General features: G+C 53.4%; 18 protein-coding genes. 11 read left to right on the top strand and 7 right to left on the bottom strand.

Features of this window, described 5'->3' with window-relative positions; genetic code table 11:
- The first annotated feature begins 130 nt into the window (after positions 1 to 130).
- Both lysS and DUE52_RS31010 read left to right on the top strand, forming a co-directional pair.
- Entirely contained in the window at positions 131 to 1,861 is a 1,731-nt protein-coding gene (lysS, locus tag DUE52_RS31015) for a lysine--tRNA ligase (RefSeq protein WP_114410027.1), read from the top strand.
- Positions 1,862 to 1,874: 13 nt separating this feature from the next.
- Positions 1,875 to 2,336, top strand: coding sequence for a 3-oxoacyl-ACP synthase (locus tag DUE52_RS31010; RefSeq protein WP_114410026.1), 462 nt, complete (start codon positions 1,875 to 1,877; stop codon positions 2,334 to 2,336).
- A gap of 159 nt (positions 2,337 to 2,495) precedes the next feature.
- Here DUE52_RS31010 and DUE52_RS31005 read toward each other — a convergent pair whose 3' ends face one another.
- Positions 2,496 to 2,702, bottom strand: coding sequence for a cold-shock protein (locus DUE52_RS31005; protein WP_114410025.1), 207 nt, complete (start codon positions 2,700 to 2,702; stop codon positions 2,496 to 2,498).
- Positions 2,703 to 3,124: 422 nt separating this feature from the next.
- Here DUE52_RS31005 and DUE52_RS31000 point away from each other — a divergent pair, with 422 nt between their 5' ends.
- Complete coding sequence (locus DUE52_RS31000; protein ID WP_114410024.1) at positions 3,125 to 3,346, top strand: PspC domain-containing protein; 222 nt, start codon at positions 3,125 to 3,127, stop codon at positions 3,344 to 3,346.
- Positions 3,347 to 3,409: 63 nt separating this feature from the next.
- Here the strand turns inward: DUE52_RS31000 and DUE52_RS30995 are convergent, their stop codons facing one another.
- From DUE52_RS30995 to DUE52_RS30985, 3 genes are all read right to left on the bottom strand, one after another.
- A complete protein-coding gene (locus tag DUE52_RS30995) occupies positions 3,410 to 4,441 on the bottom strand; it encodes a glycosyltransferase family 2 protein (RefSeq protein WP_114410023.1) in 1,032 nt (343 codons plus the stop codon).
- Positions 4,442 to 4,444: 3 nt separating this feature from the next.
- Positions 4,445 to 4,780: a YbaB/EbfC family nucleoid-associated protein gene (locus tag DUE52_RS30990; RefSeq protein WP_114410022.1), complete on the bottom strand. Its 336-nt coding sequence runs from the start codon at positions 4,778 to 4,780 to the stop codon at positions 4,445 to 4,447.
- 137 nt (positions 4,781 to 4,917) lie between these two features.
- On the bottom strand, positions 4,918 to 6,861 hold the full coding sequence (locus DUE52_RS30985; protein WP_114410021.1) for a T9SS type B sorting domain-containing protein: 1,944 nt from the start codon (positions 6,859 to 6,861) through the stop codon (positions 4,918 to 4,920).
- A gap of 254 nt (positions 6,862 to 7,115) precedes the next feature.
- On the opposite strand from DUE52_RS30985, the gene DUE52_RS30980 reads away from it, so the two are divergent.
- The 7 genes from DUE52_RS30980 (at position 7,116) to DUE52_RS30950 (ending at position 13,492) form a co-directional block, all read left to right on the top strand.
- Positions 7,116 to 8,363 carry a bifunctional 3,4-dihydroxy-2-butanone-4-phosphate synthase/GTP cyclohydrolase II gene (locus tag DUE52_RS30980; protein WP_114410020.1) on the top strand — a complete coding sequence of 416 codons (1,248 nt, stop codon included), beginning with the start codon at positions 7,116 to 7,118 and terminating at the stop codon, positions 8,361 to 8,363.
- Positions 8,364 to 8,517: 154 nt separating this feature from the next.
- Positions 8,518 to 9,375, top strand: coding sequence for a hypothetical protein (locus DUE52_RS30975; protein ID WP_114410019.1), 858 nt, complete (start codon positions 8,518 to 8,520; stop codon positions 9,373 to 9,375).
- Positions 9,376 to 9,542: 167 nt separating this feature from the next.
- Positions 9,543 to 10,112, top strand: coding sequence for an RNA polymerase sigma factor (locus DUE52_RS30970; protein WP_114410018.1), 570 nt, complete (start codon positions 9,543 to 9,545; stop codon positions 10,110 to 10,112).
- Complete coding sequence (locus DUE52_RS30965; RefSeq protein ID WP_114410017.1) at positions 10,084 to 11,631, top strand: porin family protein; 1,548 nt, start codon at positions 10,084 to 10,086, stop codon at positions 11,629 to 11,631. Before DUE52_RS30970 ends, DUE52_RS30965 begins: the two co-directional genes overlap by 29 nt.
- 77 nt (positions 11,632 to 11,708) lie before the next feature.
- Positions 11,709 to 12,182 (top strand): QcrA and Rieske domain-containing protein, encoded by a 474-nt coding sequence (locus DUE52_RS30960; RefSeq protein WP_114410016.1) that lies wholly within the window; start codon positions 11,709 to 11,711, stop codon positions 12,180 to 12,182.
- Between the two features lie 3 nt (positions 12,183 to 12,185).
- Positions 12,186 to 12,875, top strand: a complete 690-nt coding sequence (locus DUE52_RS30955) for a hypothetical protein (RefSeq protein WP_114410015.1) — start codon at positions 12,186 to 12,188, stop codon at positions 12,873 to 12,875.
- 29 nt (positions 12,876 to 12,904) lie between these two features.
- A complete protein-coding gene (locus tag DUE52_RS30950) occupies positions 12,905 to 13,492 on the top strand; it encodes a YceI family protein (RefSeq protein ID WP_114410014.1) in 588 nt (195 codons plus the stop codon).
- Between the two features lie 320 nt (positions 13,493 to 13,812).
- On the opposite strand, the gene DUE52_RS30945 is transcribed toward DUE52_RS30950, so the two are convergent.
- The 3 genes from DUE52_RS30945 to DUE52_RS30935 all read right to left on the bottom strand — a co-directional run bounded on the left by DUE52_RS30945 (position 13,813) and on the right by DUE52_RS30935 (position 16,165).
- Entirely contained in the window at positions 13,813 to 14,658 is an 846-nt protein-coding gene (locus DUE52_RS30945; protein ID WP_229312368.1) for an NAD(P)H-binding protein, read from the bottom strand.
- A gap of 67 nt (positions 14,659 to 14,725) precedes the next feature.
- Complete coding sequence (locus DUE52_RS30940) at positions 14,726 to 15,544, bottom strand: helix-turn-helix domain-containing protein (protein ID WP_114410013.1); 819 nt, start codon at positions 15,542 to 15,544, stop codon at positions 14,726 to 14,728.
- A gap of 15 nt (positions 15,545 to 15,559) precedes the next feature.
- Positions 15,560 to 16,165 (bottom strand): cytochrome c oxidase subunit 3, encoded by a 606-nt coding sequence (locus DUE52_RS30935; protein WP_229312367.1) that lies wholly within the window; start codon positions 16,163 to 16,165, stop codon positions 15,560 to 15,562.
- Between the two features lie 438 nt (positions 16,166 to 16,603).
- On the opposite strand from DUE52_RS30935, the gene DUE52_RS30930 reads away from it, so the two are divergent.
- Entirely contained in the window at positions 16,604 to 22,612 is a 6,009-nt protein-coding gene (locus tag DUE52_RS30930) for a putative Ig domain-containing protein (protein WP_165841070.1), read from the top strand.
- Positions 22,613 to 22,614: the final 2 nt, after the last annotated feature.

The raw sequence follows: 22,614 nt of genomic DNA, 5'->3' as shown, positions 1-22,614 counted from the left end.
TTTTCGGATGTGCGGTGAATTTTTACGGGGAATGCATTCTGAACCCGGATAAAGTAATCCGTTCGAATCGGCTCAATCCGCTGAATCCGTGTTCCAATCTCCTATATTTGCAAATCTTTTTTATTTCAAGATGATACTGAGCGAACAGGAGATAAACCGGCGCAACAAGCGCGAGGAACTGATGCGGATGGGCATTGACCCGTATCCTGCCGAATTATTCGAAGTCAACGTCACGGCGGCCGACATTCATAAAAACTACGAACGCAACAAAACCGACTATAAAAGCATTTCCATTGCCGGCCGATTGATGGGTTTCCGCATCATGGGTTCGGCTTCCTTCGCGGAGTTGCAGGATGCCACCGGCCGGATTCAGTTGTATTTCCGGCGCGACGACCTCTGCCCCGACGACGACAAAACGCTCTACAATACGGTTTTCAAGAAATTGCTGGACATCGGCGACATCATCGGCGTGCAAGGGTACGTGTTTACGACCCAAACCGGTGAAATCTCCATCCACGTGACAGCGTTCAAACTGCTGACCAAATCGCTGCGGCCTTTGCCGGTAGTCAAGGAAGTTATTGATGAACAGGGCAATAAGCAGACGTATGACGCCTTCTCGGACCCGGAGCAACGCTACCGGCAGCGGTACGTCGACATGATCGTGAACCCGGAAGTGCGGCACACGTTTGTGCAGCGGACCAAATTGGTCAATTCGATCCGGACGTTTCTGAGCAACCACGGCTATCTGGAAGTGGAAACCCCGATTCTGCAGCCCATTCACGGGGGCGCAGCGGCCCGACCTTTCCGAACGCACCACAATACGCTCGACATGACGCTGTATTTGCGGATTGCCAACGAGCTGTATCTGAAGCGGTTGATCGTGGGTGGGTACGACGGTGTATTCGAGTTTGCGAAAGATTTCCGCAACGAAGGCATGAGCCGGTTTCACAACCCGGAGTTCACGCAGGTCGAGTTGTATGTCGCCTATAAAGACTACAACTGGATGATGGATCTGATCGAAGAGATGGTCGAGAAGATTGCGCTGGATCTCCACGGAAAAACCGAATTGCCGGTGGGCGACAAACTCATCAATTTCCAGCGCCCCTGGAAGCGGTTCACCATGTTCGAAGCCATTCAGGAATACACCGGCGTCGATGTGTCGGCGATGGGCGAAGACGAACTGCGGCAGGTGGCCGAAGGCCGGGGCATCAAAACCGACAGCACGATGGGCAAATCGAAGCTCATCGACGAACTGTTCGGCGAGGCCGTGGAAGGCAATCTGATTCAGCCGACGTTCATCACGGATTACCCGGTCGAAATGTCGCCGTTGACCAAGAAACACCGGAGCAAACCGGGGCTGGTGGAGCGGTTTGAGGCCATTTGCAACGGAAAAGAAATTGCCAATGCTTATTCGGAGCTGAACGATCCACTCGACCAGCGCGCCCGGTTTGAGGAACAACTCGAGCTGGCGAAACGCGGTGATGAGGAAGCCATGGCGATGGACGAGGATTTTCTGCGCGCGCTCGAATACGGCATGCCACCCACGGCGGGCGTCGGTTTGGGCATCGACCGCCTGGCGATGATCATGACCAACCAGCCGTCGATTCAGGATGTGCTGTTTTTCCCGCAAATGCGTCCCGAGAAGAAAGTGGAGCTTTCGACCGATGCCGACTACGAAGAGCTGGGCATTCCGGCGGGCTGGATTCCGGCCTTGCAGAAGATGGGTTTTCAGCACGTCAGCCAGTTGAATGGTGCCAATGCCAACAAGATTTTCAACGATCTGGGCGGGATGCGGAAAAAATTGAAGCTCGATGTGACAATGCCGACGCTGGATCAGGTGAAAAGCTGGACGGGCCAATGATTCAAAACCGCCGATGATCGATTCCGCCACCCTCAAGCAAACGCTTTTTGACCACTGCCGCCAGTACGTAGAGCAGCGCATCGAAACGGCCAAAACCGCGATGGAAGCCGCACAATCGGCCGCCAACGAAGAGTCAAAAAGCAGTGCAGGCGATAAATATGAAACCGGTCGGGCGATGGCGCAGATCGAGCGCGACCGCCACGCCCAGCAACTGGCCGAAGCCCGGAAGCTGGAGCAGGAACTGGCCCGTATCGACGCGGGCAAAATCCATTCCATCGTTCAGCCGGGCAGTCTGGTGCTGACGAGTCAGGGGAATTATTTCATTGCCATCAGCGCCGGAAAAATGACCGTGGACCGAACCGATTATTTTGCGGTTTCGGCGGCTTCGCCCATCGGCGTCCGACTGAATCACGCAAAAGCCGGTGATGAAGTGGTTTTCAACGACAAGCCGATTCGGATTATTTCGGTGGGATGAGACAGAAGAGATGTGAGAGGTTAGACAAGAGAATAGAGACTAAAATCATTACCCATCATCTTGTCTTTTCTCTCTTGTCTAACCTCTCACATCTCTCTTAAAACAACAAAAACCCCGGTCATACGATCGGGGTTTTTATGTTTGTGAAGGAGTGGTTTCTCAATAGGCTCCTTCAATTTTTTTAACCTTCACAGCATTAAGGCCTTTTTTCCCTTCGATTACCTCGAAAGAGACCCGGTCTGTTTCCCGAATGGTGGTACCATTCAGGCCAGTAATGTGTACGAAAATGTCACGGTTCGTATCATCTTCGACGATGAACCCGTAGCCTTTGCTCTCGTTGAAAAATTTGACAACACCTGTTTGCATAAAACTTAAAAAATTAAAAATAAAACATTACTGACTGGAGTATTCTTAACAAAAGTCTTCAAACAGGTTCCAGGTTAACACACGAAATGGGCGATACGGATGGAACACACCGTCTATGCATTGACTTTGTTGAATAGCAAAAAAATCTTAACTTTTATAAGACAACGCCTTAGTAAACACAAAGTAACAAAATTTGTTACGAATTTTTAAACAATTTTTTTCGATTTTAATTGCCTTATTTAAAGAGATAATTGTACGAAATAGGATTACCGCTAAATAAGTCGCACAAACAATTCGTTACTGCAATTGTTGATCCAGTTGGTTCCGTGTATCTTTGGTAAACGAAGCAAGCTGTGAAGCGGGTTTGACAGACGTCCTTTTCTCTTTATGGCTAAGAACTGATTATCAGGAGCGTTACTACTATGAATAAACTCAGGTATTTCGTCGAAAGTCAGGCATTTGGCGTGTGCACCAAACTAGGCGAGATGATGAACATTTCGGCCAGTAGCATTCGTCTCTATTTTATCTACACCTCGTGTCTCACGCTGGGATCGCCCGTTGTGCTGTATCTGATTATGGCCTTCTGGATGGAAATGAGCAAACACCTCCGGCGGCATAATCACCCGACCATCTGGGAGTTATAATACGCAGAAAAAAGAGGTTGGAAGAAAGAGAAGCGATACCCCCAGCCTTACCTGCCTTATTCGTTAGTATTCTTTCCCTCCCAACAGTTCCCGAAAGGTTTTCCGGCCTTTTACAAAATACTGCCAGATGATGCTGTGCGGATAAATCTGCGGGTGGGTAATCCGGTTGTTGCGCAGATCGGCCAGCGCATTCCGTTGCTTCCGCAGGTAGGGCAGCCAACTGTAAAAGGTGAAGTGAGCCTGCAAAATCGCCAGTGTATCCCTCCAGTTCCCAGCCAGCAAAAGCCTCACCCCGGATATACCGTCTAAAATCAGACGGATCAGAATGTTGAGAAAGACGTGACCCGTCGGCAAATTCTTGTAAAGCATTGCCAGGCTATTGCGATAATTCAGAAACGTCTTGCGCGGATTGGATTTGTGAAGGGTTCCGCCCCCGACGTGATACACCGTGGATTCGGGGCAATACCAAATCTGGTAACCGGCATTTTTAGCCCGCCAGCACCAGTCGATCTCTTCCATGTGGGCAAAAAAACGGGGATCAAACCCTCCCAACCGAAAGAAAACATCCGACCGAACGAGCAGACACGCGCCCGTTGCCCAGAAAATTTCACGCGCATCGTCATACTGCTGCCGGTCTTCTTCGACCGTATCGAATACGCGACCCCGGCAAAACGGATACCCCAGGTAATCGATGTAGCCCCCGGCACCACCCGCGTATTCAAACAAATGCGGTTTTTTGAAGGCCCGGATTTTGGGCTGACAGGCCGCAATCCGGGGGTTGGCTTTCATCCGTTGCACGAGTGGTGCCAGCCAGCCCGAACTGACTTCTACGTCGGAATTGAGCAAAAGAAGGTAGGTGGCGTCGATCTGCGTCAACGCCACGTTGTATCCACCCGCATACCCGAAATTGGCCGCCAGACGGATCAGGTGGACGGACGGAAATTTCCCCTCCAGCAACGCCAGCGAATCGTCGGTAGAATGGTTATCGGCAACGTAAACCGGGCAATCTTCCGAGTGCGTCAGAACGGAAGGCAAAAACTGCTCAAGAAAGGATTTTCCGTTGTAATTCAGAATCACGATGGCAACCTCGTCCATTCCTTACGACATCAGGTTGCCCAGGTCGAAACCGGGAATATTGGGCAACAACCCCTCGGTCGCTTTCTGAAGATGCGCCTTGATTTTCGGTTCCACGTTTTCGAGAGCCTTGTTGGTGGCCGCCACAACCAGATCCTGCAACATCTCCCGGTCGTCGGGACGGATCAAATCCTGGTCGATGTTCAGCCGCACAATTTGTTTCAGCCCGTTGACGGTCACGCGAACCATCCCGGCCCCCGATTCTCCCGATTCGGTAATGGTGTTCAGGCTGGCCTGCGCTTCTTTCATGCGGGCCTGAAACTCCTTTACCTTGCCGAACATATCCATCATATTGAACATAACTTACGAAAAAAGAAGTGAGATACTAGACAAGAGAAAAGCAACAACGCAATCGGATTGTCTAAACAAAGGTAGCAAGGAATGAACAGCCCACCCCGCTTTCTGCATTCTTTTGTCGTTTGTCTTTCCTCTGGAGTCTACCGAATCAGTAACACCTGACCGGTCTTTTCTGTTTTCAAACCGTTTTGATCGGTTGCACTGACCCGATAGGCATAGGTGCCGGCCGGAGCAGCCTGGCCACTGATCTTCCCATCCCATCCTTCGCGACTTTCGGAACGAAACACGACCTCCCCCCAGCGGTTATAAACCGTTAATTGAATTGACACCAGATAGGTACTGCCTTTTACTTCCAGCAAATCATTGACGCCATCGTCGTTGGGGCTGAACGCATCGGGAACAAACACCCGGGAAGCCTGAACGAAGGTGTAGAAATTGGAATAGCTGATGGAACCGGATTTGGAAACCGCCTTGACCCGAAACCGGAAACGCTGGCTATCTGGCTCGTTGGCAGGACGATAGGATGTTTGCAGACCAACGGAAACTTCTTCCCAAACCACCCCGCTGTCGTCGATTTTTTCAATTATATAACGGTCGATTTCTTCGTCCGCAAACGGCGAATCGGACGTCCAGTCGATGGTGGAAGCGGAATGGGAAGTCAGGAAAATCGTGCAGACCATTTTGGACGGTTCCGACGACACCCCGCAGGCATTCTGATACACCAACTGGTAGCAGTACGACTGCTGCTGGGGCCGCACTCCGCCATCCTGGTGAATGTTCCGGTCGACTTCCTCGCCGGTTTGCACAAACGAACCGCCCGGATTATCCCGGCGGAAAACGATCATTTTATAACTCGGACTCTGCGAAGTTGGAACGGGCGGCAACCCCCGCAAATCGGCCCGGTTATCGCCATTGACCGACACCTGCACCGTTGAAAAAGCCGGTGGTATGGCCGACGAACGAACCGTTACGCATTTCCGGTCGGAGATGATTTCGGTCGTACCCACCAGCGCCGTTACCTGATAACAGTACTCTTCGTTGCAATTCAGCCCTTCCGAATCCGTGACGGAACTCGTGCCGACGCTGGTGAAGGTGCGGAAGACGTCATCGTTTTTGGAAACGGTATATTTCTGAAAATTGGCCGGGCTTCCGGGAACCGTCCACACCACGGCATTCTGCTGATCTTTCGCTTCCACCTCCAGCCCAATGCTGCACACTTCGTCCGACGCCACAGTGTTGCCGCAGCCATCCTGCGATACCACTTTGAAACAGGTCGGATGGCTGGTTACGTCGGTAATGCTGACCGAACCACTGCCGGTTCGGGTGGTGGTGGTGTTCTCGAACGTACCCGATGCGTTTTTTTTCTGGACGACAACCACCTGATTGGCCGCCACCTGAATTTGCAGGACAACCGTGGTCCCGGTGGTTTTCAGACTGGATACGGTAGGCTGCATGATGGTGCCGCCGGGTGTCACCGACTGTTGGGTCATGCCCCCGCAGGCAATGTCCCGGTAATTACCCTGCACGTTGATCGTCCGGGTTGCCTGCGACGAATAGGTGTGAATCAGTCCCGAAATGGCGGTTTTCTGAACGGTTTGCCGAGGACTTCCATCCCCCCAGTCAATGATGAATTCGTCGTATTGGCTGGCCACGGCATCGTTGACGATATCGACCAGCACCCGGCGGTCGGAACAGGTAAAGGCCCGAAAATTGGGCGGTGTGGCATCCAGAACCTCGATTTCCTGACAGGCCACGGAGCCGGTTCCGACACTGCCCAACTGCAATATTTTGTATATACCCGGTTTCGTAAAGGTGTAAGTCGTGGCGGCAACGCCCGATTTGGTGGCAACCGGATCGCCACCTTTGTAGTCGTATACGTAGAGAAAAATGTTATCCGGAATTCCGGTGGTGTTACTTACCGTCACGGTCATGGGAGCGCACCCTTTTTTCGCCGATACGTTAAAACTGCCTTTTCCCGCATTGGTCGGGGGCGTTACACACCAGTCGATTGTTTGAGCAAACGTGTGTAGACTCAGAACAAAACAGGCTCCCAGCAGGAAAAACCGGGCCCGATGCCGGACCATTCCTACCAAACCGGCTGACCATTTCCTGACTGCTCTCACAAGGGTAAAGTTTTTTTCGTAACTACAGGTGCTATTCCAGATAAAAACGCGCAAAACACAAATTTAGCGTATCGAACGTATCTTTGTGGAACAATGTTCATAAAGACGTGAGAATAAAGAAGTGAGACAAGAGACTAAAACCCTTAAATGGGTTCTTACTCCTTGTCTATAATCTCTTGTCTCACTTCTATTTTCTTAAGTCATTTCACTTTATGATGAGCAATAATAATACCAATCCCGGGAGTCTGCTGGATCGGATTGAAGACGCGATTCAGGATATTCGCGATGGAAAAATCATTATCGTCGTGGATGATGAAGACCGGGAAAATGAGGGCGATATGATCTGCGCTGCGGAGAAAATCACGCCCGAAATGGTCAATTTTATGGTTAAAGAAGGCCGGGGCCTGATGTGTGCTCCCCTCACCGAAGCACGTTGCCAGGAACTGGGGCTGGAAATGATGGTGGGCAACAACACCTCCGTTCATACGACGCCGTTTACGGTATCCGTCGATTTGCTGGGCAATGGCTGCACCACGGGCATCTCGGCCAGCGACCGCGCCAAAACCATCCGTGCGCTGGTGGATCCGGAAACCAAACCGGAAGATCTGGGCCGTCCGGGGCACATTTTTCCGCTGCGGGCCGTCGATGGGGGCGTCATCCGCCGGGCGGGTCATACCGAAGCCGCCATTGATTTCGCCCAACTCGCGGGTTTGCAACCGGCTGGCGTGCTGATCGAGGTGCTGAACGAAGACGGCACGATGGCGCGGCTTCCTGAACTGCGGACGATGGCCGACAAATTCGGCATGAGGCTGGTCAGTATTCAGGATTTGATCGAATACCGGCTGCAGCAGGAAAGCCTGATCAAACGCGAAATTGGGGTGAACATGCCCACCGCCTACGGCGATTTCGAACTGATTGCCTACAAACAACTCAACACCGACGACACGCACCTGGCCCTGATCAAAGGAACCTGGGAGAAAAACGAACCCGTGCTGGTGCGCGTCCACTCCTCCTGTGTGACGGGCGACATTTTTGGCTCGTGCCGCTGCGATTGCGGAGAACAGCTTCATGCCGCCATGAAAATGGTGGAACAGGAAGGCAAAGGTCTGGTGCTTTATATGTTTCAGGAAGGACGCGGCATTGGGCTGATGAACAAACTGAAGGCGTATAAATTACAGGAAATGGGCCGCGATACCGTCGAAGCCAACCTCGAACTCGGCCTGCCAATGGACGCCCGGGACTACGGCGTCGGCGCGCAGATCCTGCGGGATCTGGGCATCACCAAGCTCCGCCTGATTTCCAATAATCCCAAAAAACGGGCGGGACTGATGGGCTATGGTCTCGAAATTGTCGAAACCGTCCCCATCGATATTCGCCCCAACCCGCACAACGAAGTGTATTTACGAACAAAACGGGACAAAATGGGTCACGAACTCAGTCATTTTACCGATCAGGTCGGTTAACAATCCCCATCGTTTAGTGTAGCCCGTCAGTCATGGCGGGCTTTTTTTTGTCCTTTTTTATCGGACACGCAACCCTTTCCCAGCCGCAGCCGTACTGCCAGCGAATCGATTCGACAGGTACCTTTTCCAATTCTAATCTTTCTATCTATTTGCTATGAAATCAAGATGGATTGCGACCCCTGTGGTCGCCCTGTTGCTTATTGTCGGTTCGCTAACCCAGTCCTGTGACAACGATTCGGAGGAGGCCACGCCAACGCCCCCGGAACCCGCCATCAACCTGACCAGCACCTCGCTGGGCAACGTGATGACCGACGAAACCGGCCGAACGCTCTATTTCTTTTCCAATGACTACGACAGCACCGGGGCGTCGACCTGCACCGGCGGCTGTTTGACCAACTGGCCGGTGTTTTACCGCGCAACCCCCAAACTGGCTGCCGGCCTGACTGCCACCGATTTCGGCACCCTTACCCGGGCCGATGGCGCGAAACAGACCACCTACAAAGGCTGGCCGCTCTATTACTTTAAGGATGACGCGAAATCGGGCGATGTGAAAGGCGAAAACGTGAGCAATGCCTGGTTTGTTGCCAAACCGACCTACTCCATCATGATCGCCAGCGCTCAGTTGGTGGGCCACAATGGCAAATCCTATACGTCTGATTACAAAGAAGGTACCGGAAAAACGATTTATTTTACTGACGGGATGGGTCGAACGTTGTACGGTTTTAGAAACGACAAAAATATGAAGAACAACTTCACCAAGTCCGACTTCAGCAACAACGCCGTCTGGCCTTTGTATGAAGAAACGCTGAAAGAAGTGCCTTCTACAATCGACAAAACGCTATTTGGCAGCATTACGGTTTTCGGACGCCAGCAGTTGACGTTCAAAGGCTGGCCGTTATACTATTTTCAGCAGGACAATGGAAAACGCGGTTTGAACAAAGGCATCAGTTTTCCACAACCCGGCGTGTGGCCCATCATCAATAAAGACACTCCGGTTGCCCCGGTGCCCTGATCGGTCGGTTGCGGTCTTCGGTGAGTCAGTTCTCGCTTTTTTTGTATCTTGCTCTGTTCTACCAATCTATGTGAAATGAGAACTGCTCACTGAAGACCGCCACTATTTTGCCCGATTGACGCAACCCATTTGCGCTGATCAACGTATTGACGATTGAAAACCGACGTATGACCGTTCCCTCCCCAGATATCGCCGGACTCTTGAAGGAATGCCAGCAAGGCAATCGCAGAAGCCAGGAGCAGCTTTACCGGCAGTTCTATGGGTATGCGATGGGAATTTGTGTGCGATATTCGTATAGCCGGGACGAGGCTGTGGAGATTTTGAACGATGGCTTTATGAAAGTGTTTACCCGCTCGGACCAATACCGCGCCGAAGTACCTTTCAAGATGTGGTTGCGCCGGATCATGATCAATACCGCTCTTGATTATTACCGGCTGAATCTGAAACACCGGTACCACGAAGACATCGATCAGGCGGGCCAATTACCAGACGTTGAGGCCAGTGCACTCGACCAACTGAGCTATGAGGAATTGATGGAAGTCGTCCAGTTGCTGACGCCGGCCTACCGAATGGTTTTTAATTTATACGCCATTGATGGCTATACCCACGAGGAGATTGCCAGTCAGTTGACTATCTCGATTGGGACGTCCAAATCAAATCTGGCGCGCGCCCGTGAACAATTGAAACAATTATTAAAACGTAGATGCCATGGCGAGTTTGCAAGAACTTCCCGATGACGAACTGGATAAGCTCTTCCGGTCGTCAGCCGAGGAGTTTGAACCGCCTTACAATGCTGACGACTGGAACAGCCTGCGCCAACGTCTCGACGAAGACGATCGGTCGCGGTTTCTCTACCGGTTTATTTATTGGGGCCTGCCACTGTTATTGCTGTTGCTGACCACGGTTTCGCTGGTGGTGCCGCCGGACGAAGTGCGGCCGCCTGCGTCAAAAACAGGAATCCGGACGGAGCCGGTTTCGACACCAGGAACCGGACGATCCTCTGCTATTATAACGGAAAAGGAGAATCCGGCAACGGCTGGTAATAAAACGCTATCTGAAAAACCGGCTGAAAAAATCGCTTCGGCCCGGGCGGAATCGACGCCGGAAACTGGCGCGGGTTCTACAGGGCGGCCATCCGTTTCGGAAGTGTCCGGTAGCAAGGCGATGACAACGCCATCCCTGAAACCCACGAACGAAAACCGTTCTGTTCTGAAAAACCGGCCGGAGAAAACGGCACGCGCGCTACGGAAACGATCTGAAGCAACGGTTTCGGGTAACCCAACGAACGCTGATCAGACGGTTTCGGCAGTTTCTGAAACTAAAAGCAAGCTGACCCGAACCCGATTATCCAAAATCGCTGACTATGCCGCCGTTCCGCCGATCGTAAAAAACCGCCGGACTCAACCGGTTCCCAACTTCCAGGATCCGGCTTATTCGGCAGTCGTTCCCGGAGAACCGCTTTTGGCACAGCCAAGGGAAACCGAGGCACCGGTTTTGGAAAGCGAGCCACTCGACTGGATGGGAAATTTGACTTACATCACAGCCCGGCCGCCAGCAAAACCGGTTTTGCCGTCACTGCCGGAACTGGATCTGGAACCCGTTCGCCCACCGGTTGGGCCCCGGGTCGTTGCCCCGGCGATTCCGGTCATTGGGTATCCCGCGCTAGCGGTTCGGTTCATTGCGGCCCCGGATCTGAATTTTGTGGGAAAAAGCCGTCAGGCCGCCGGAGACTTTGAAATAGGTGTATTGGCCGAATACCGTTTTTTACGGCGATTGACGATTCAAAGTGGTGTGCTGCGATCCGTCAAAAAATACACGGCCCCGGCGTCGGACTACGCTAAACCGGCTCACTGGTATGGACCAAAGTACGAAAGTGTCGGGGCAGTGTGTACGGTTCTCGACATTCCGGTCAATCTGCGGTTCGATGTGATGCTGAACGACCGGCGACGGTGGTTTATCAGTTCGGGGGTTTCTTCGTACATCATGCAAAAAGAATATTACCAATACCAATACCCCGCCGGGGTCACACCCACCCAGGCAAGATACAAAGAATGGTCGGGCAGCACCGGTTTTCACCGATTTAGCCATCTCAACGTATCGATTGGCTACGAACGCAACTTCCGTTCCGACGGCCCGCTGCGCCGGTTTTCCTGGCAGGTTGAACCTTTCCTGAAAAGCCCGCTGTCCAAACTGGGCTACGGTAAAATCCGGTTGACGAGTACCGGCGTATTTTTCTCGTTGCGCTACCGGCTTTGATCAACACTTTTTGCGGTTGCCAAATCGTTAGTCGTAAATACTGTATGTACATTAATTAACAACCTACTCATTAATTTATGGAGACCAACCAACAAGAACCGATCAAACGAAGTGAGTTCCTTCGGAGCCTGGGATTGAGCAGTGCGGCATTGATGGCGTTTTACTGCATGGGAACACTGACTTCCTGTTCAAAAGGTTCTGACGATCCGGATCCAACGCCCACCCCCACCGGTAAAGTCGATTTTACGATTGACCTCAACAGCAGTACGTATGCGGATTTGAAGGATGCCACCAAGAAGTTTGTGTATAAAGACGATGTTCTGATTGCCCAGATCAAGACGGGTGACTACATTGCCCTCTCAAAAATTTGTACACACGAGGGAAATCTGGTTACATACCGTCCCACCGTTGATAATTTTTATTGCCCCAACCACGGTTCAGTGTTCGACACTACGGGTAAAGTTACCGTTCCGGCTGTAGCCAACCAGGCCAGCCTGAAAAAGTATAGTACAACCCTAACCGGTACCAGTCTGCGCGTATTTGAAGCCTGATCTATGAAGCATCTGTTGATTGTTTGCCTGCTTACCATTCTCTATTGGCCACTTTGGGCTCAGGACTCGACGCGCGTAAAAACGCCGGCTGATACCAGCATTAAACCGACCGACGCCAACGACCTGCTGGCGGAATTGGGCGACAGTACATCGGATGCGCAGGAGTTGTTACCTAAAAAGATGGTTTTCACGCAACGGGCGTTTTGGGGGCCGAAGGGACTGCTTCGGCTCACCAACATTGCCCCGCTGTCGCCCCAGGGCCGTGAAAAGGAGTTAAAAATCCGCCGGGCGTTTCTGGTAAGCCATCAGGTTCTGGGATTTGTCACGCTGGCCGGTTTTGTGGCCCAGGGCATTCTGGGTTCGAAACTCTACAACGCCAAAGGACTGGATTATTCCCGGATCAAGGAGCAGCACGAAACAATGGCTACGGTCATCAACTTTTCGTATGGCACCACAGCTTTGCTGTCGCTCACCTCGCCACCGGGTTTGCCCACCGCCAGCCGGAAACGCGGATTCAGTTCGATCAAGCTGCACCGCGCCCTGGCCGTTGTTCACCTGACGGGCATGGTGGCCACCAACATCCTGGCTCGTAAAGTAAGCAGCAATGCCGACTTGAAGCCCTACCACCGGGCAGCCGCCTACACCACGTTTGGAGCGTATGCGGCCGCTATCATCGCCATCAAACTCAAGTAAGTTCACTCATTTCACGCCGGATTACTACGATGACTGCTTTTTCATACCAAAAGCTGACGGGTTGGATATTGCTCGTCAGCGCCGGACTGGTGGCGTTTCACCAACCGGATCATTCGCCTGCACCGGCCAAACGGAAGTTGATGGCCGACCGGGCCAAATCGACGATTACCTACGCCATGTCGCACCCCATGCACAGTTTTGAAGGCGTCAGCCGCGATGTGGCCTGCGTGATGGTGATCGACGACGCCAACAAGATCGAGAGCGTAGCGGCTGCCACCAAAGTGTCCAGCTTCGACAGCGATAACACCAACCGCGACTCCCACGCGCTGGAAAAAATGGAAGCGTTGAAATACCCCAAAGTGACCTTCACCAGCAATGATGTACAGCATCAGGGGGCGAATCTGACCGTTAAAGGCAATCTGACCTTCCACGGTGTCACCAAACCGGTCGTTATTCAGGGAACCCGGCAGGACGACAACGCGCAGGTGACCATCAAAGGAGAATTCGACATCAATTTGTCCGACTACAAAGTGGAAAAACCGTCTCTGATGATGGTTCCGGTCGATGAAAAGGTCAAATTGAAACTGTTGATGGTTTTTAAAAATACGGATTCGTAATGCTGCGGTTCCGTTGAAAGATTTTTTCTACTTAAAAAGCACCCTGACAGCGGTCGAAAGACCCTGTCAGGGTGCTTTTTAACCCCATCAGGGGTTCAACAGCGCAGCGTCGGTACAACCCAAATCATGAATCACCCGCGCGTGCCATCAGGTACTCGACCAAGCTGCAAATTATTGTGTACCTGACGGCACATGAATCATGGAATAACCTAATCTGCTACCGACGCTTCGCTGTACAATCCCTACGGGATAAATGGCCCCGTTCCTGGAAATCAGTCATAGGGCCTGGAATTCTATGAAGCTTTAAGTTCATGACGACTTTATTGATTCCAGACACCGGTGATTGCGGTCTTTCGGACGTATTCCGCAAAATCGGTAGGATTCCGACCCAGCGCCCGCTCGACGCCATCGGCCAGACTGGCATTCCGGCCGTCCAGCACTTCGGTGAATAAATAGGTCAGCAGCGCCACAAACGCTTCCGGAATACCGTATTCTTGGAGCATGGCCGCATACGCGCTCATCGAAACAGGCGCATACTGAATGGATCGGCCCGTTGTCCGGGCAATTTCTCCAACTGCTTCTTTAAACGTCAGCAACCGGGGGCCGGTCAGTTCGTAGAGTTGGCCGGTATGCCCATTTTCCGTCAGAGCGGCAACGGCCACTTCCGCAATGTCGTCCACATCAATGAACGGTTCTGCTACGTTACCAACCGGGAGGGTGACATAACCCGCCAGAATCGGCTCCAGCAGGTAGCTTTCGCTGAAATTCTGGTTGAACCAGCTAGCCCGCAGAATCGTCCAGTCAACCCCGGCGTTCATCACGATCTGCTCACAGGCTTCGGCTTCCGGTTCACCGCGCCCCGACAGCAACACGAGTTTCCGAACGCCGGTTTCCACGGCCGTTTTGACAAACGATTGAATGCTGGCAACCGCCCCCGGAACAGCCAGATCGGGCTGAAATGTGATGTAAACCGCACCGACGCCCTGAAGAACCGGCCCCCAGGTGGCTTCATCCAGCCAGTCGAAGGCGGGGGTCGCCGAGCGCGACCCGATGCGAACCGGCCAGCCGCGTTCCGTTAATCGTTGGACAACCCGGCTGCCGGTCTTGCCTGTACCACCCAATACCAGCGTTTTCTGAGCTGGATTTTCAATGTCTTTGCTCATCATTTTGGTCTTTTTTTCGACAAAGCTAGGGCGGCTGGCCAGCAAAAAATAGAACAAAACCGACAGCGGGCTAGTGAATCAACTGGGGGAAGTTTTCGACTAATTCGAGCGACCGCTTTTGGAACTGATTAGGAGCAAAACCGGAAAATTCCTTGAAGGACCGGATGAAATGCGATTGGTCGGCATATAAATTATCGAAGGCGATGTCAGAAAGCCGGTTGAAGTCATCGGCCCGAAATTGACTCAGGGAAGCCTGAAACCGGCATATCCGGGAAAAAACTTTTGGCGAAATCCCCACGCGCTGGTTGAACTTTCGTTCGAAACTCCGCTCCGAGAGGTGGGCGGTTTTTTGCAGTTCTTTCAGCGAAACCGTTCCTTTCGACTGGATGATCCGGGCCACGGCATACGGAATCAAGGCATCCGGACGAGCCGTATTCCGTTTGATCTGGTCAACCAGATAGGCCGACAACCGCTCGATTTTACCCACCGCCGAACGGATGGCGACCAGTTGTTCCAGCAAAGAAACGCCCTGCTCTTCGGCCCACGCATTCAGATCCAGGCAGGTATCGGTATACTCGCTGGCATTGAGCCCGAAAATGGAGTTCAGCGCATCGGGACGGAAATAGACGCCGATCATCCGCACGTTGCCCACCGAATACAGCTCGATGGTATTGACGGTTTGGCCGTAGACAAAAATACCGGGTAACTTCTGCTGCATCGGGCCGTAAAAAGTGCCCCGGTCGGGTTCCTGAAACAGCAGACCCGGACAGCCGTCGGCCAGCGGCAGGAAGGTTTTCGGAGCCCGATCGGTATCGCTGCTTTCCAGAATCCAGAAGTACCGGACATAGTCTTTGAGGCAGGCTGGCGGCTGGATTCGTTCGAACTTCATGTACCGGTTTCAGATTTATACACCGTGGTGATAGAGTAAAAACAGGAAAAGGCACAGCCACAGCACATCCACAAAATGCCAGAACAGCGTAAACAACCTGATTTTTAGCAGGTTGGGTGGATTAACACTGTAGACAAAGGCTTCGACATACGGGATTCGGCGCATCGCTTCGGCAAACGCAATGGACAGAAAAATTAAGCCCACCACAATGTGCAGCAGATGCAGCCCGGACAACACAAACAGGAAGCTGCCGGATGGGGTAGTTTGCAGATAAACGCCCTTCAGCATCAATTCCCGCCAGCCCAGCACCTGCAGCACCACGAACAGGGTGCCCAGAAAAAGCGTCGTACCCAGATACAGCCGGTATTGCGTAAACCGCTCGTGTCGAAAAGCACCGTTGGCAATGTGCAACGTCAGACTACTGGCCAGAATAACGCCCGTGCTGGCCAGAAAAACCGTTGGCAGGGGAACATCACGCCAGTCGGAACTGACTTTGCGGGCGATGTAAGCCAGCAGCAGGACGGTAAAACTGAAAACACTGGCGGCAATGCACAGCCACAGCATGAAGCGCTTGGGCTCCCGGCGACGCGTCATAAAGTTATTCTGGCGACGGGTTTCCATCGGGCGACACCACCACGGTTTTTAAGGTTTGTTTGCCAAACGCAAACCGGCCAAAAATGGTTTGGCGAGTTTGGCAGTTCGTAAAAATACAACACGATTCGGGATGGATAAAGTCCTTTACTACCCAATTTAAAGCATGTTACTGCACTGCCATTAAATCGCTTGACAGCTCACGAAAAAACCATATTTTATCTTTATAAAATCCATTAACGCAGTCAATTTCAGCTTAAAACATGATTATATTGAGGTGATTATGGATAACCGGATACTAAGTTAAAGTAACTTCAAGTTTTGCGGCCCAATTTTTGTTAGCTATCTTTCCAAAATATTAAGATTCTTCTATTTGTCCTGCTTTCTGGCTGAGGTGCCTATTGGTATTTATTAACTCATCTTTCTATGCTCAACTCCTTTACTTCACGTACCTGTGCTGCTCTGATATTGTCTGTATTCCTGTCGCTGATCGGGTATGGGCAAGTGGGAATAAACATGGAAGACAAGGATTACATTAACTCCGTTACCCCCGCTCCGAATCCCGCTGTCAGTTTCAAAGCCGCCACCAATTTGGTCTTCGATAAAGCCGGCAACCTGTATGTTGCGTGCCGGTATGGACTGGTTTACCGGATCAAAAGGGGCGAGACCAAGGCCACGGTTATTCTGGATATTCAGGAAGAAGTGGCCGGATATGGCGACCACGGCCTGCTGGGATTTACGCTGGACCGCGACTTTTTGACGAATGGCCGGTTTTTCGTTTACTATACCGTCGATATATACTGGTATGATAATGTCGGCAAGCCGGGTTATCAAGCCAACCAGTCAACCGATAATGTCGCGACCATTGGTCGGCTGGTTCGGTATACGGTCAATCCCAACAATGAGTACAAGGTCGATCCGGCCAGCCGGAAAATCCTGATTGGCGAAACCCTGGAGGACGGGATTCCGGTGGTTACCGCTTCACACGCCGGCGGTGGGCTAACCACCGGAACCGATGGCAGTATTCTGCTGGGCACGGGCGATGCCGCCAGCTTTGTGGAGGTCGACATCGGCTGTAACAATACGACCTGGTACCTACAGGCCATCGACCGAAAAATCATTAAAACCATTCCGTCGGACGGATACGGCGGCTGTAACACCTATAGCCCGGATCGAATTACGGAAAACATCGGAGCGTATCGCTCGCAAGCCCTGTTTTCACTTTGCGGTAAAATCCTGCGAATCAATCCGGAAAACGGAGAAGGTTACCCTTCAAACCCCTTCTACAAAGGCGCCGGTTCGGACCTGAAACTGGCCCAGAACCGGGTGTATGCGCTCGGTTTCCGGCAAGCCTTTAAAATGTCGGTACGGCCCAATACGGGCAATCCTGATCCATCCAGCGGAAATCCGGGTGTTCTCTACGTCGGTGACGTGGGCTTTTCGTCCTGGGAAGAGTTGAATGTGGTGTCGGCACCAGGCCAGAATTTCGGCTGGCCCTACTACGAAGGCCACGCTCAGGGTCGGATCGGTTATTGGAAAACGGAAGTTTTCAAACCGGCCAACCCCATCAAGCCCCGGATTCAATACCGGGAGAATAAGAACACGGAAATCATTCAGGGCAACACCGTCGTTAGCGCCGACAAACGGCCACTCGAAGGAAACTGCATCATCGGAGGAGTCTGGCACGAAGGCGGAGGAAATTACCCGAAAGAATTTCAGGACACGTATTACTTTGCCGACTACGGAACCGGCTGGATTGCGGGTGCCAAATTTGGCCACGACGAAAATCCGGAAGCGGGGAGTCTCTTTAAAATGGCCACGAAAATGACTGTCACGCCCTTTTCGGAACGGATTGTGGGGATGGCATTCAACCCCTACGACCGGAACATTTACTACGTTACGCTGGGCGAAAAATCGCTGGTTCGTCAGTTTGCCTTCACCACCAACCAACCGCCAACGGCCGTCATCACCCAGGATAAAACGTTTGGCAACAGTCCATTGGTCGTAAATTTCTCCGCCAATGATTCGTATGACCCGGAAGGAACCGATCTGAGTTATGAATGGAATTTTGGCGATGGCAGTTCCAAAAACCTGACCAAAAACCCGCCGGCCAAAACCTTCACCTTCGGCGGCCAAAAGTCCTACAATGTTTCGCTGAAAGTGACGGATGCGCAGGGAAAAAGCAACACCACGCAGACGGTTATTTCGCTCAACAACACGCCCCCGACCATTCAAACCACCAGTGTCGACGGCTACAACTCTATTTCGCTGCCGCAAACAATCAACCTGAATGCGACGGCGACGGACAGCCAGACACCGGCGGATCAGTTGAAATACCAGTGGAACGTGTATCTCTACCACAATGACCACCGGCATTCGGTGTCTATCTTCAACGGCCCAACCGGGACGGTAACGCTGACGGAAGGCGACTGTGATGGTGAAGCCAGCTACTGGTACGGCCTGGTTCTGGACGTTACCGATGGGGGCGGTCTGACAACAACATACACCAAATACGTTTACCTGAACTGTTCGGGTCAGCAACAATCCATCACCTTTGATCCGATTGGCGACAAAGCTCCCACCGCCCCGACATTCAGGCCCCCGGTTTCGGCCACGTCCGGTTTACCGATTTCCCTGTATGTGGCCGATGGCCCCGCCGTCATCGAAAATGGCCAGGTTCGGTTAACGGGCGGGATTGGCCGGGTAACGATCCGGGCCACCCAACACGGAAACGGTCAGTACAAATACGCGCAGCCGGTCGAGCGCTCTTTTATGGTAACCAACAATGCCCCCTCAACGCCGGATACGCAGAATCCTTCGGCCCCCTCCGGTCTGGCCGCTTCCAACATTACGGCCACGTCACTGCAACTGAACTGGAACGCGTCGTCGGATAATGTGGGCGTAACCGGCTATGATGTCTACCAGGGTGGGACAAAAATCAATACCAACCTGGTCTCGGGTACAACCTTTGCCGTTGCGGGACTGAGTCCCAGCACCGCTTACGCCTTTTATGTGGTAGCGCGGGATGCGGCTTCAAACAGTTCAGGCAACAGCAACACGGCCAATGTAACCACCTCGGCCGCTCCGTCCGGCAACCAGCCTCCGGTGATTCCCGGCACGCTTTCGCTCAATGCGGCCACGGTGAATGTCCTTTACACATCCAATGCGCTCACGGCTTTTACCGATCCGGAAGGCGATGTGCTGACTTACTCGCTGGCGGGTTTGCCCGGCACGTTGAATTTCAATGCTGCCAACCGAACCATTACAGGCACCCCAACCGCTACGGGCACTTATTCGCTCACGTATTCCGCTACGGACAACCAGCACCCGGCGGTAACGACCCTGGTAACACTGACGGTCAATGGAACAGCCACCATACCGACGGCGAACCTGGATGGGTATCTGACGCAGGAAGTCAATTGCAGCACGCTTTCGGGCTGGGCCTGGGACCGTACCAACCCCAACGCCCCCGTTACGGTCGAATTTTTCGATGGAGCTTCCATTGCCGACGGTACTCCGCTGGGGTCTGTCGTGGCTAACGTCTTTCAGCAGCATTTGAAAGATGCGGGGAAAGGAAACGGCGAACACTGGTACAACTTCCCGATCCCGGAAAGCGTTAAAACCAGCACGAACCACACCATTTGGGCGCGGGTGCAGAATTCCGGGTTTACCCTCAAGTGGGCTCCCAAAACCATCAACTGTGCCGGTAGCGGAATCCCACCCGCCAACCTGCCACCCATCCCGCCCTCCGTTTCGTCTTTGTCGGCTTTTGTAAACACGCCCTTTACCTCCGCAGCACTGGCCGCGTTCACCGACCCCGAAAGCACACCCCTGACCTACGAACTCCTGGGACTGCCCCAAAACCTGACCTTCAATCCCTCGACAAGGGTCGTCAATGGGACACCGGCCACGACCGGAACGTTTAGCCTCACCTATACCGCCACCGATCAGCCGGGGGCTAAAACCAGCCTTGTCTTTTCGCTCATCATCAGCGAAACCAACAACCCGCCGACCAACGTGCCACCGGCTGCGCCAACCGTTTCGCCCCTCTCGGCAACCGTCAATGCTGCCTATTCGACGACCCTGCCCGCCTTCACCGATACCGATCCGCTGAGCTATACCCTCACCGGATTGCCGTCGGGACTCGGCTTCAACGCCAGCACCCGCGTCATCTCCGGTACGCCCACCCAGCAGGGAACCTTCCCTCTCACCTACGCAGCCAACGATGGAAAAGTCACCGAAAGCACGACCATCAGCCTGGCCGTAGCCGCCGGAACCGGCAATCCGCCCCCGGTAGTCACCGGAAGCTTTGAAGGCTATCTCGATGTCGTCAATTGCTCGACGTTCTCGGGCTGGATCTGGGACCGCGATAAACCCAACACCCCCATCACCATCGAGTTTTTGGACGGGGCCACCGTGCCCGCTTCAACGGTGATCGACCAGACCGTGGCCAATATTTACCGCCAGGATCTGAAAAATGCCAACAAAGGCAATGGCGCTCACGGCTACAGCTTTGTGGTGCCGGAACGGCTCAAGGACAACCAGACGCACACAATCTGGGCGCGGGTCGTCGGTTCGGAGTTCATTCTCAAATGGGCTCCCAAAACCATTACGTGTGTGGGAACGGGAACCCCACCCGCCAATGCGGCCCCGGTAGCCCCGGCGGTTTCGCCCCTGTCGGCTACGGTCAACGTGGGATTCACGGCCAGTGCGCTGCCGGTTTTCACCGATGCCGAGAACGATGCGCTGACCTACACGCTGACGGGCTTACCCGGCAACCTGTCGTTCGATGCCATGACGCGCGTGATTTCCGGAACGCCGACGCAGCAGGGGGCTTTCACGCTGACGTATTCGGCGAAGGACAGCCAGCATGCCCCGGTTCCGACCACGCTGACGCTGACCGTCAACCCGGGAGGAGGCACGCCACCAGTCAACATTCCTCCGGCAGCCCCGGCGGTTTCGCCCCTGTCGGCCACGGTTAACGTCGCCTATTCGTCCACCTTACCGGCTTTTACCGATACCGATCCGCTGAGCTATACCCTCACCGGATTGCCATCAGGACTGGGTTTCAACACCGGCACCCGCGTCATTTCCGGAACGCCCACCCAGCAGGGAACCTTCTCGCTGACGTATGCAGCCAACGACGGAAACGTAACCGAAAACATGACAATTACGCTGACCGTTGCGGCTGGCGGCACCGCCCCCCCACCGGCACCGGCGGGTAATTTCGATGGCTATCTGGCGAAGGAGGTCAGTTGCAGCACGATTTCGGGTTGGGCCTGGGAGCGGGCCAAAGGCAATGCGGTGGTCACGGTCGAGTTTTTCGTCGGTGCTTCGATTGTCGGCGGTACGTCGCTGGGTTCCATTGCTGCCGACGTTTTCAAACAGCACTTGCTGGATGCCGGCAAAGGAAACGGGATACACTGGTTTGATTTTCCCATGCCGGAAAGCATCAAAAATGGTCAGAACCAGACCATCTGGGCGCGGGTGGTCGGATCCGAGTTTACCCTGAAAGATTCGCCGAAAATCATCAATTGTGCGGGAAGCGGAACACCGCCAGCGAATGCGGCTCCGGTGGCTCCCGCGAGCATCTCACCCCTGTCGGCCACCATTAGCGTCGCCTTCACGGCCAGTGCATTGCCCGCCTTTACCGATGCCGAAAACGATCCGTTGACTTACACCCTGACGGGACTGCCCAACGGCGTCAACTTCGATGCCGGAACCCGGGTTATCTCCGGAACATCGACCGTGAGTGGCACCTTCACGCTCACCTATTCAGCCAAAGACAGCCAGAATTCGCCGGTTTCCACCACCCTCACCCTGACGGTCGGTACCGGCGGAGGCACGACTCCCCCGCCCACCAGTGGCGGCAGCGGACCAGGCAATTATGAAGGATACCTCGATGTGGTCAATTGCACCAGCATTCAGGGTTGGGTTTGGGATCGAAACCGACCCAACACCCCGATTGCGCTTGAATTCCTGGATGGGAATACGGTAGTAGGCGCGGTCGATGCCAATATTTTCCGGCAGGATTTGAAAAATGCCAACAAGGGCAACGGAATCCACGGCTACAGCTTTACGGTGCCGGCTTCGCTCAAGGATGGGCAGAACCACTCGATCAGTGGCCGGGTGCCGGGGGGCAATTTCACCCTGAAATGGTCACCCAAAATTCTGAATTGCCCCAATGGCAGCCGGCAGGGGATTGACGAGCGCGTCGAGTTAAGCATGGAACTGACGGTCAGTCCAAACCCCAGCCGGGGAAAAGTCGAAATCCGGTATTTGGTGGAAGCCGATCGCTGGGCGGATTTACAGGTGGTGGACATGATGGGTCGTTCGATCTGGCAAAAACCCACCATTGGCACGGGCAAAGTGGAGCGCGAAACCGTCGATCTGAGTTCGGATGGAGCCAATTTGTACTTAATTCAGTTGCAGACTGCCAAGCAGATTGTTACCAGACGCTTGCTGATTAGCCGCTAAAG

Source organism: Larkinella punicea (assembly GCF_003334855.1).
Taxonomy (GTDB): Bacteria; Bacteroidota; Bacteroidia; order Cytophagales; family Spirosomataceae; genus Larkinella; species Larkinella punicea.
This window is presented reverse-complemented; position numbering and strand designations above follow the sequence as displayed.

Coding starts and splice junctions, on each gene's coding strand:
- DUE52_RS30990 (WP_114410022.1), bottom strand. CDS start 4,780: ATGTTCAATATGATGGATATGTTCGGCAAGGTAAAGGAGTTTCAGGCC.
- DUE52_RS30940 (WP_114410013.1), bottom strand. CDS start 15,544: ATGAAGTTCGAACGAATCCAGCCGCCAGCCTGCCTCAAAGACTATGTC.
- DUE52_RS30995 (WP_114410023.1), bottom strand. CDS start 4,441: ATGGACGAGGTTGCCATCGTGATTCTGAATTACAACGGAAAATCCTTT.
- DUE52_RS30960 (WP_114410016.1), top strand. CDS start 11,709: ATGGAGACCAACCAACAAGAACCGATCAAACGAAGTGAGTTCCTTCGG.
- DUE52_RS30945 (WP_229312368.1), bottom strand. CDS start 14,658: ATGATGAGCAAAGACATTGAAAATCCAGCTCAGAAAACGCTGGTATTG.
- DUE52_RS30980 (WP_114410020.1), top strand. CDS start 7,116: ATGAGCAATAATAATACCAATCCCGGGAGTCTGCTGGATCGGATTGAA.
- DUE52_RS30970 (WP_114410018.1), top strand. CDS start 9,543: ATGACCGTTCCCTCCCCAGATATCGCCGGACTCTTGAAGGAATGCCAG.
- DUE52_RS30985 (WP_114410021.1), bottom strand. CDS start 6,861: ATGGTCCGGCATCGGGCCCGGTTTTTCCTGCTGGGAGCCTGTTTTGTT.
- lysS (WP_114410027.1), top strand. CDS start 131: ATGATACTGAGCGAACAGGAGATAAACCGGCGCAACAAGCGCGAGGAA.
- DUE52_RS30965 (WP_114410017.1), top strand. CDS start 10,084: ATGGCGAGTTTGCAAGAACTTCCCGATGACGAACTGGATAAGCTCTTC.
- DUE52_RS31010 (WP_114410026.1), top strand. CDS start 1,875: ATGATCGATTCCGCCACCCTCAAGCAAACGCTTTTTGACCACTGCCGC.
- DUE52_RS31005 (WP_114410025.1), bottom strand. CDS start 2,702: ATGCAAACAGGTGTTGTCAAATTTTTCAACGAGAGCAAAGGCTACGGG.
- DUE52_RS31000 (WP_114410024.1), top strand. CDS start 3,125: ATGAATAAACTCAGGTATTTCGTCGAAAGTCAGGCATTTGGCGTGTGC.
- DUE52_RS30935 (WP_229312367.1), bottom strand. CDS start 16,165: ATGGAAACCCGTCGCCAGAATAACTTTATGACGCGTCGCCGGGAGCCC.
- DUE52_RS30955 (WP_114410015.1), top strand. CDS start 12,186: ATGAAGCATCTGTTGATTGTTTGCCTGCTTACCATTCTCTATTGGCCA.
- DUE52_RS30950 (WP_114410014.1), top strand. CDS start 12,905: ATGACTGCTTTTTCATACCAAAAGCTGACGGGTTGGATATTGCTCGTC.
- DUE52_RS30975 (WP_114410019.1), top strand. CDS start 8,518: ATGAAATCAAGATGGATTGCGACCCCTGTGGTCGCCCTGTTGCTTATT.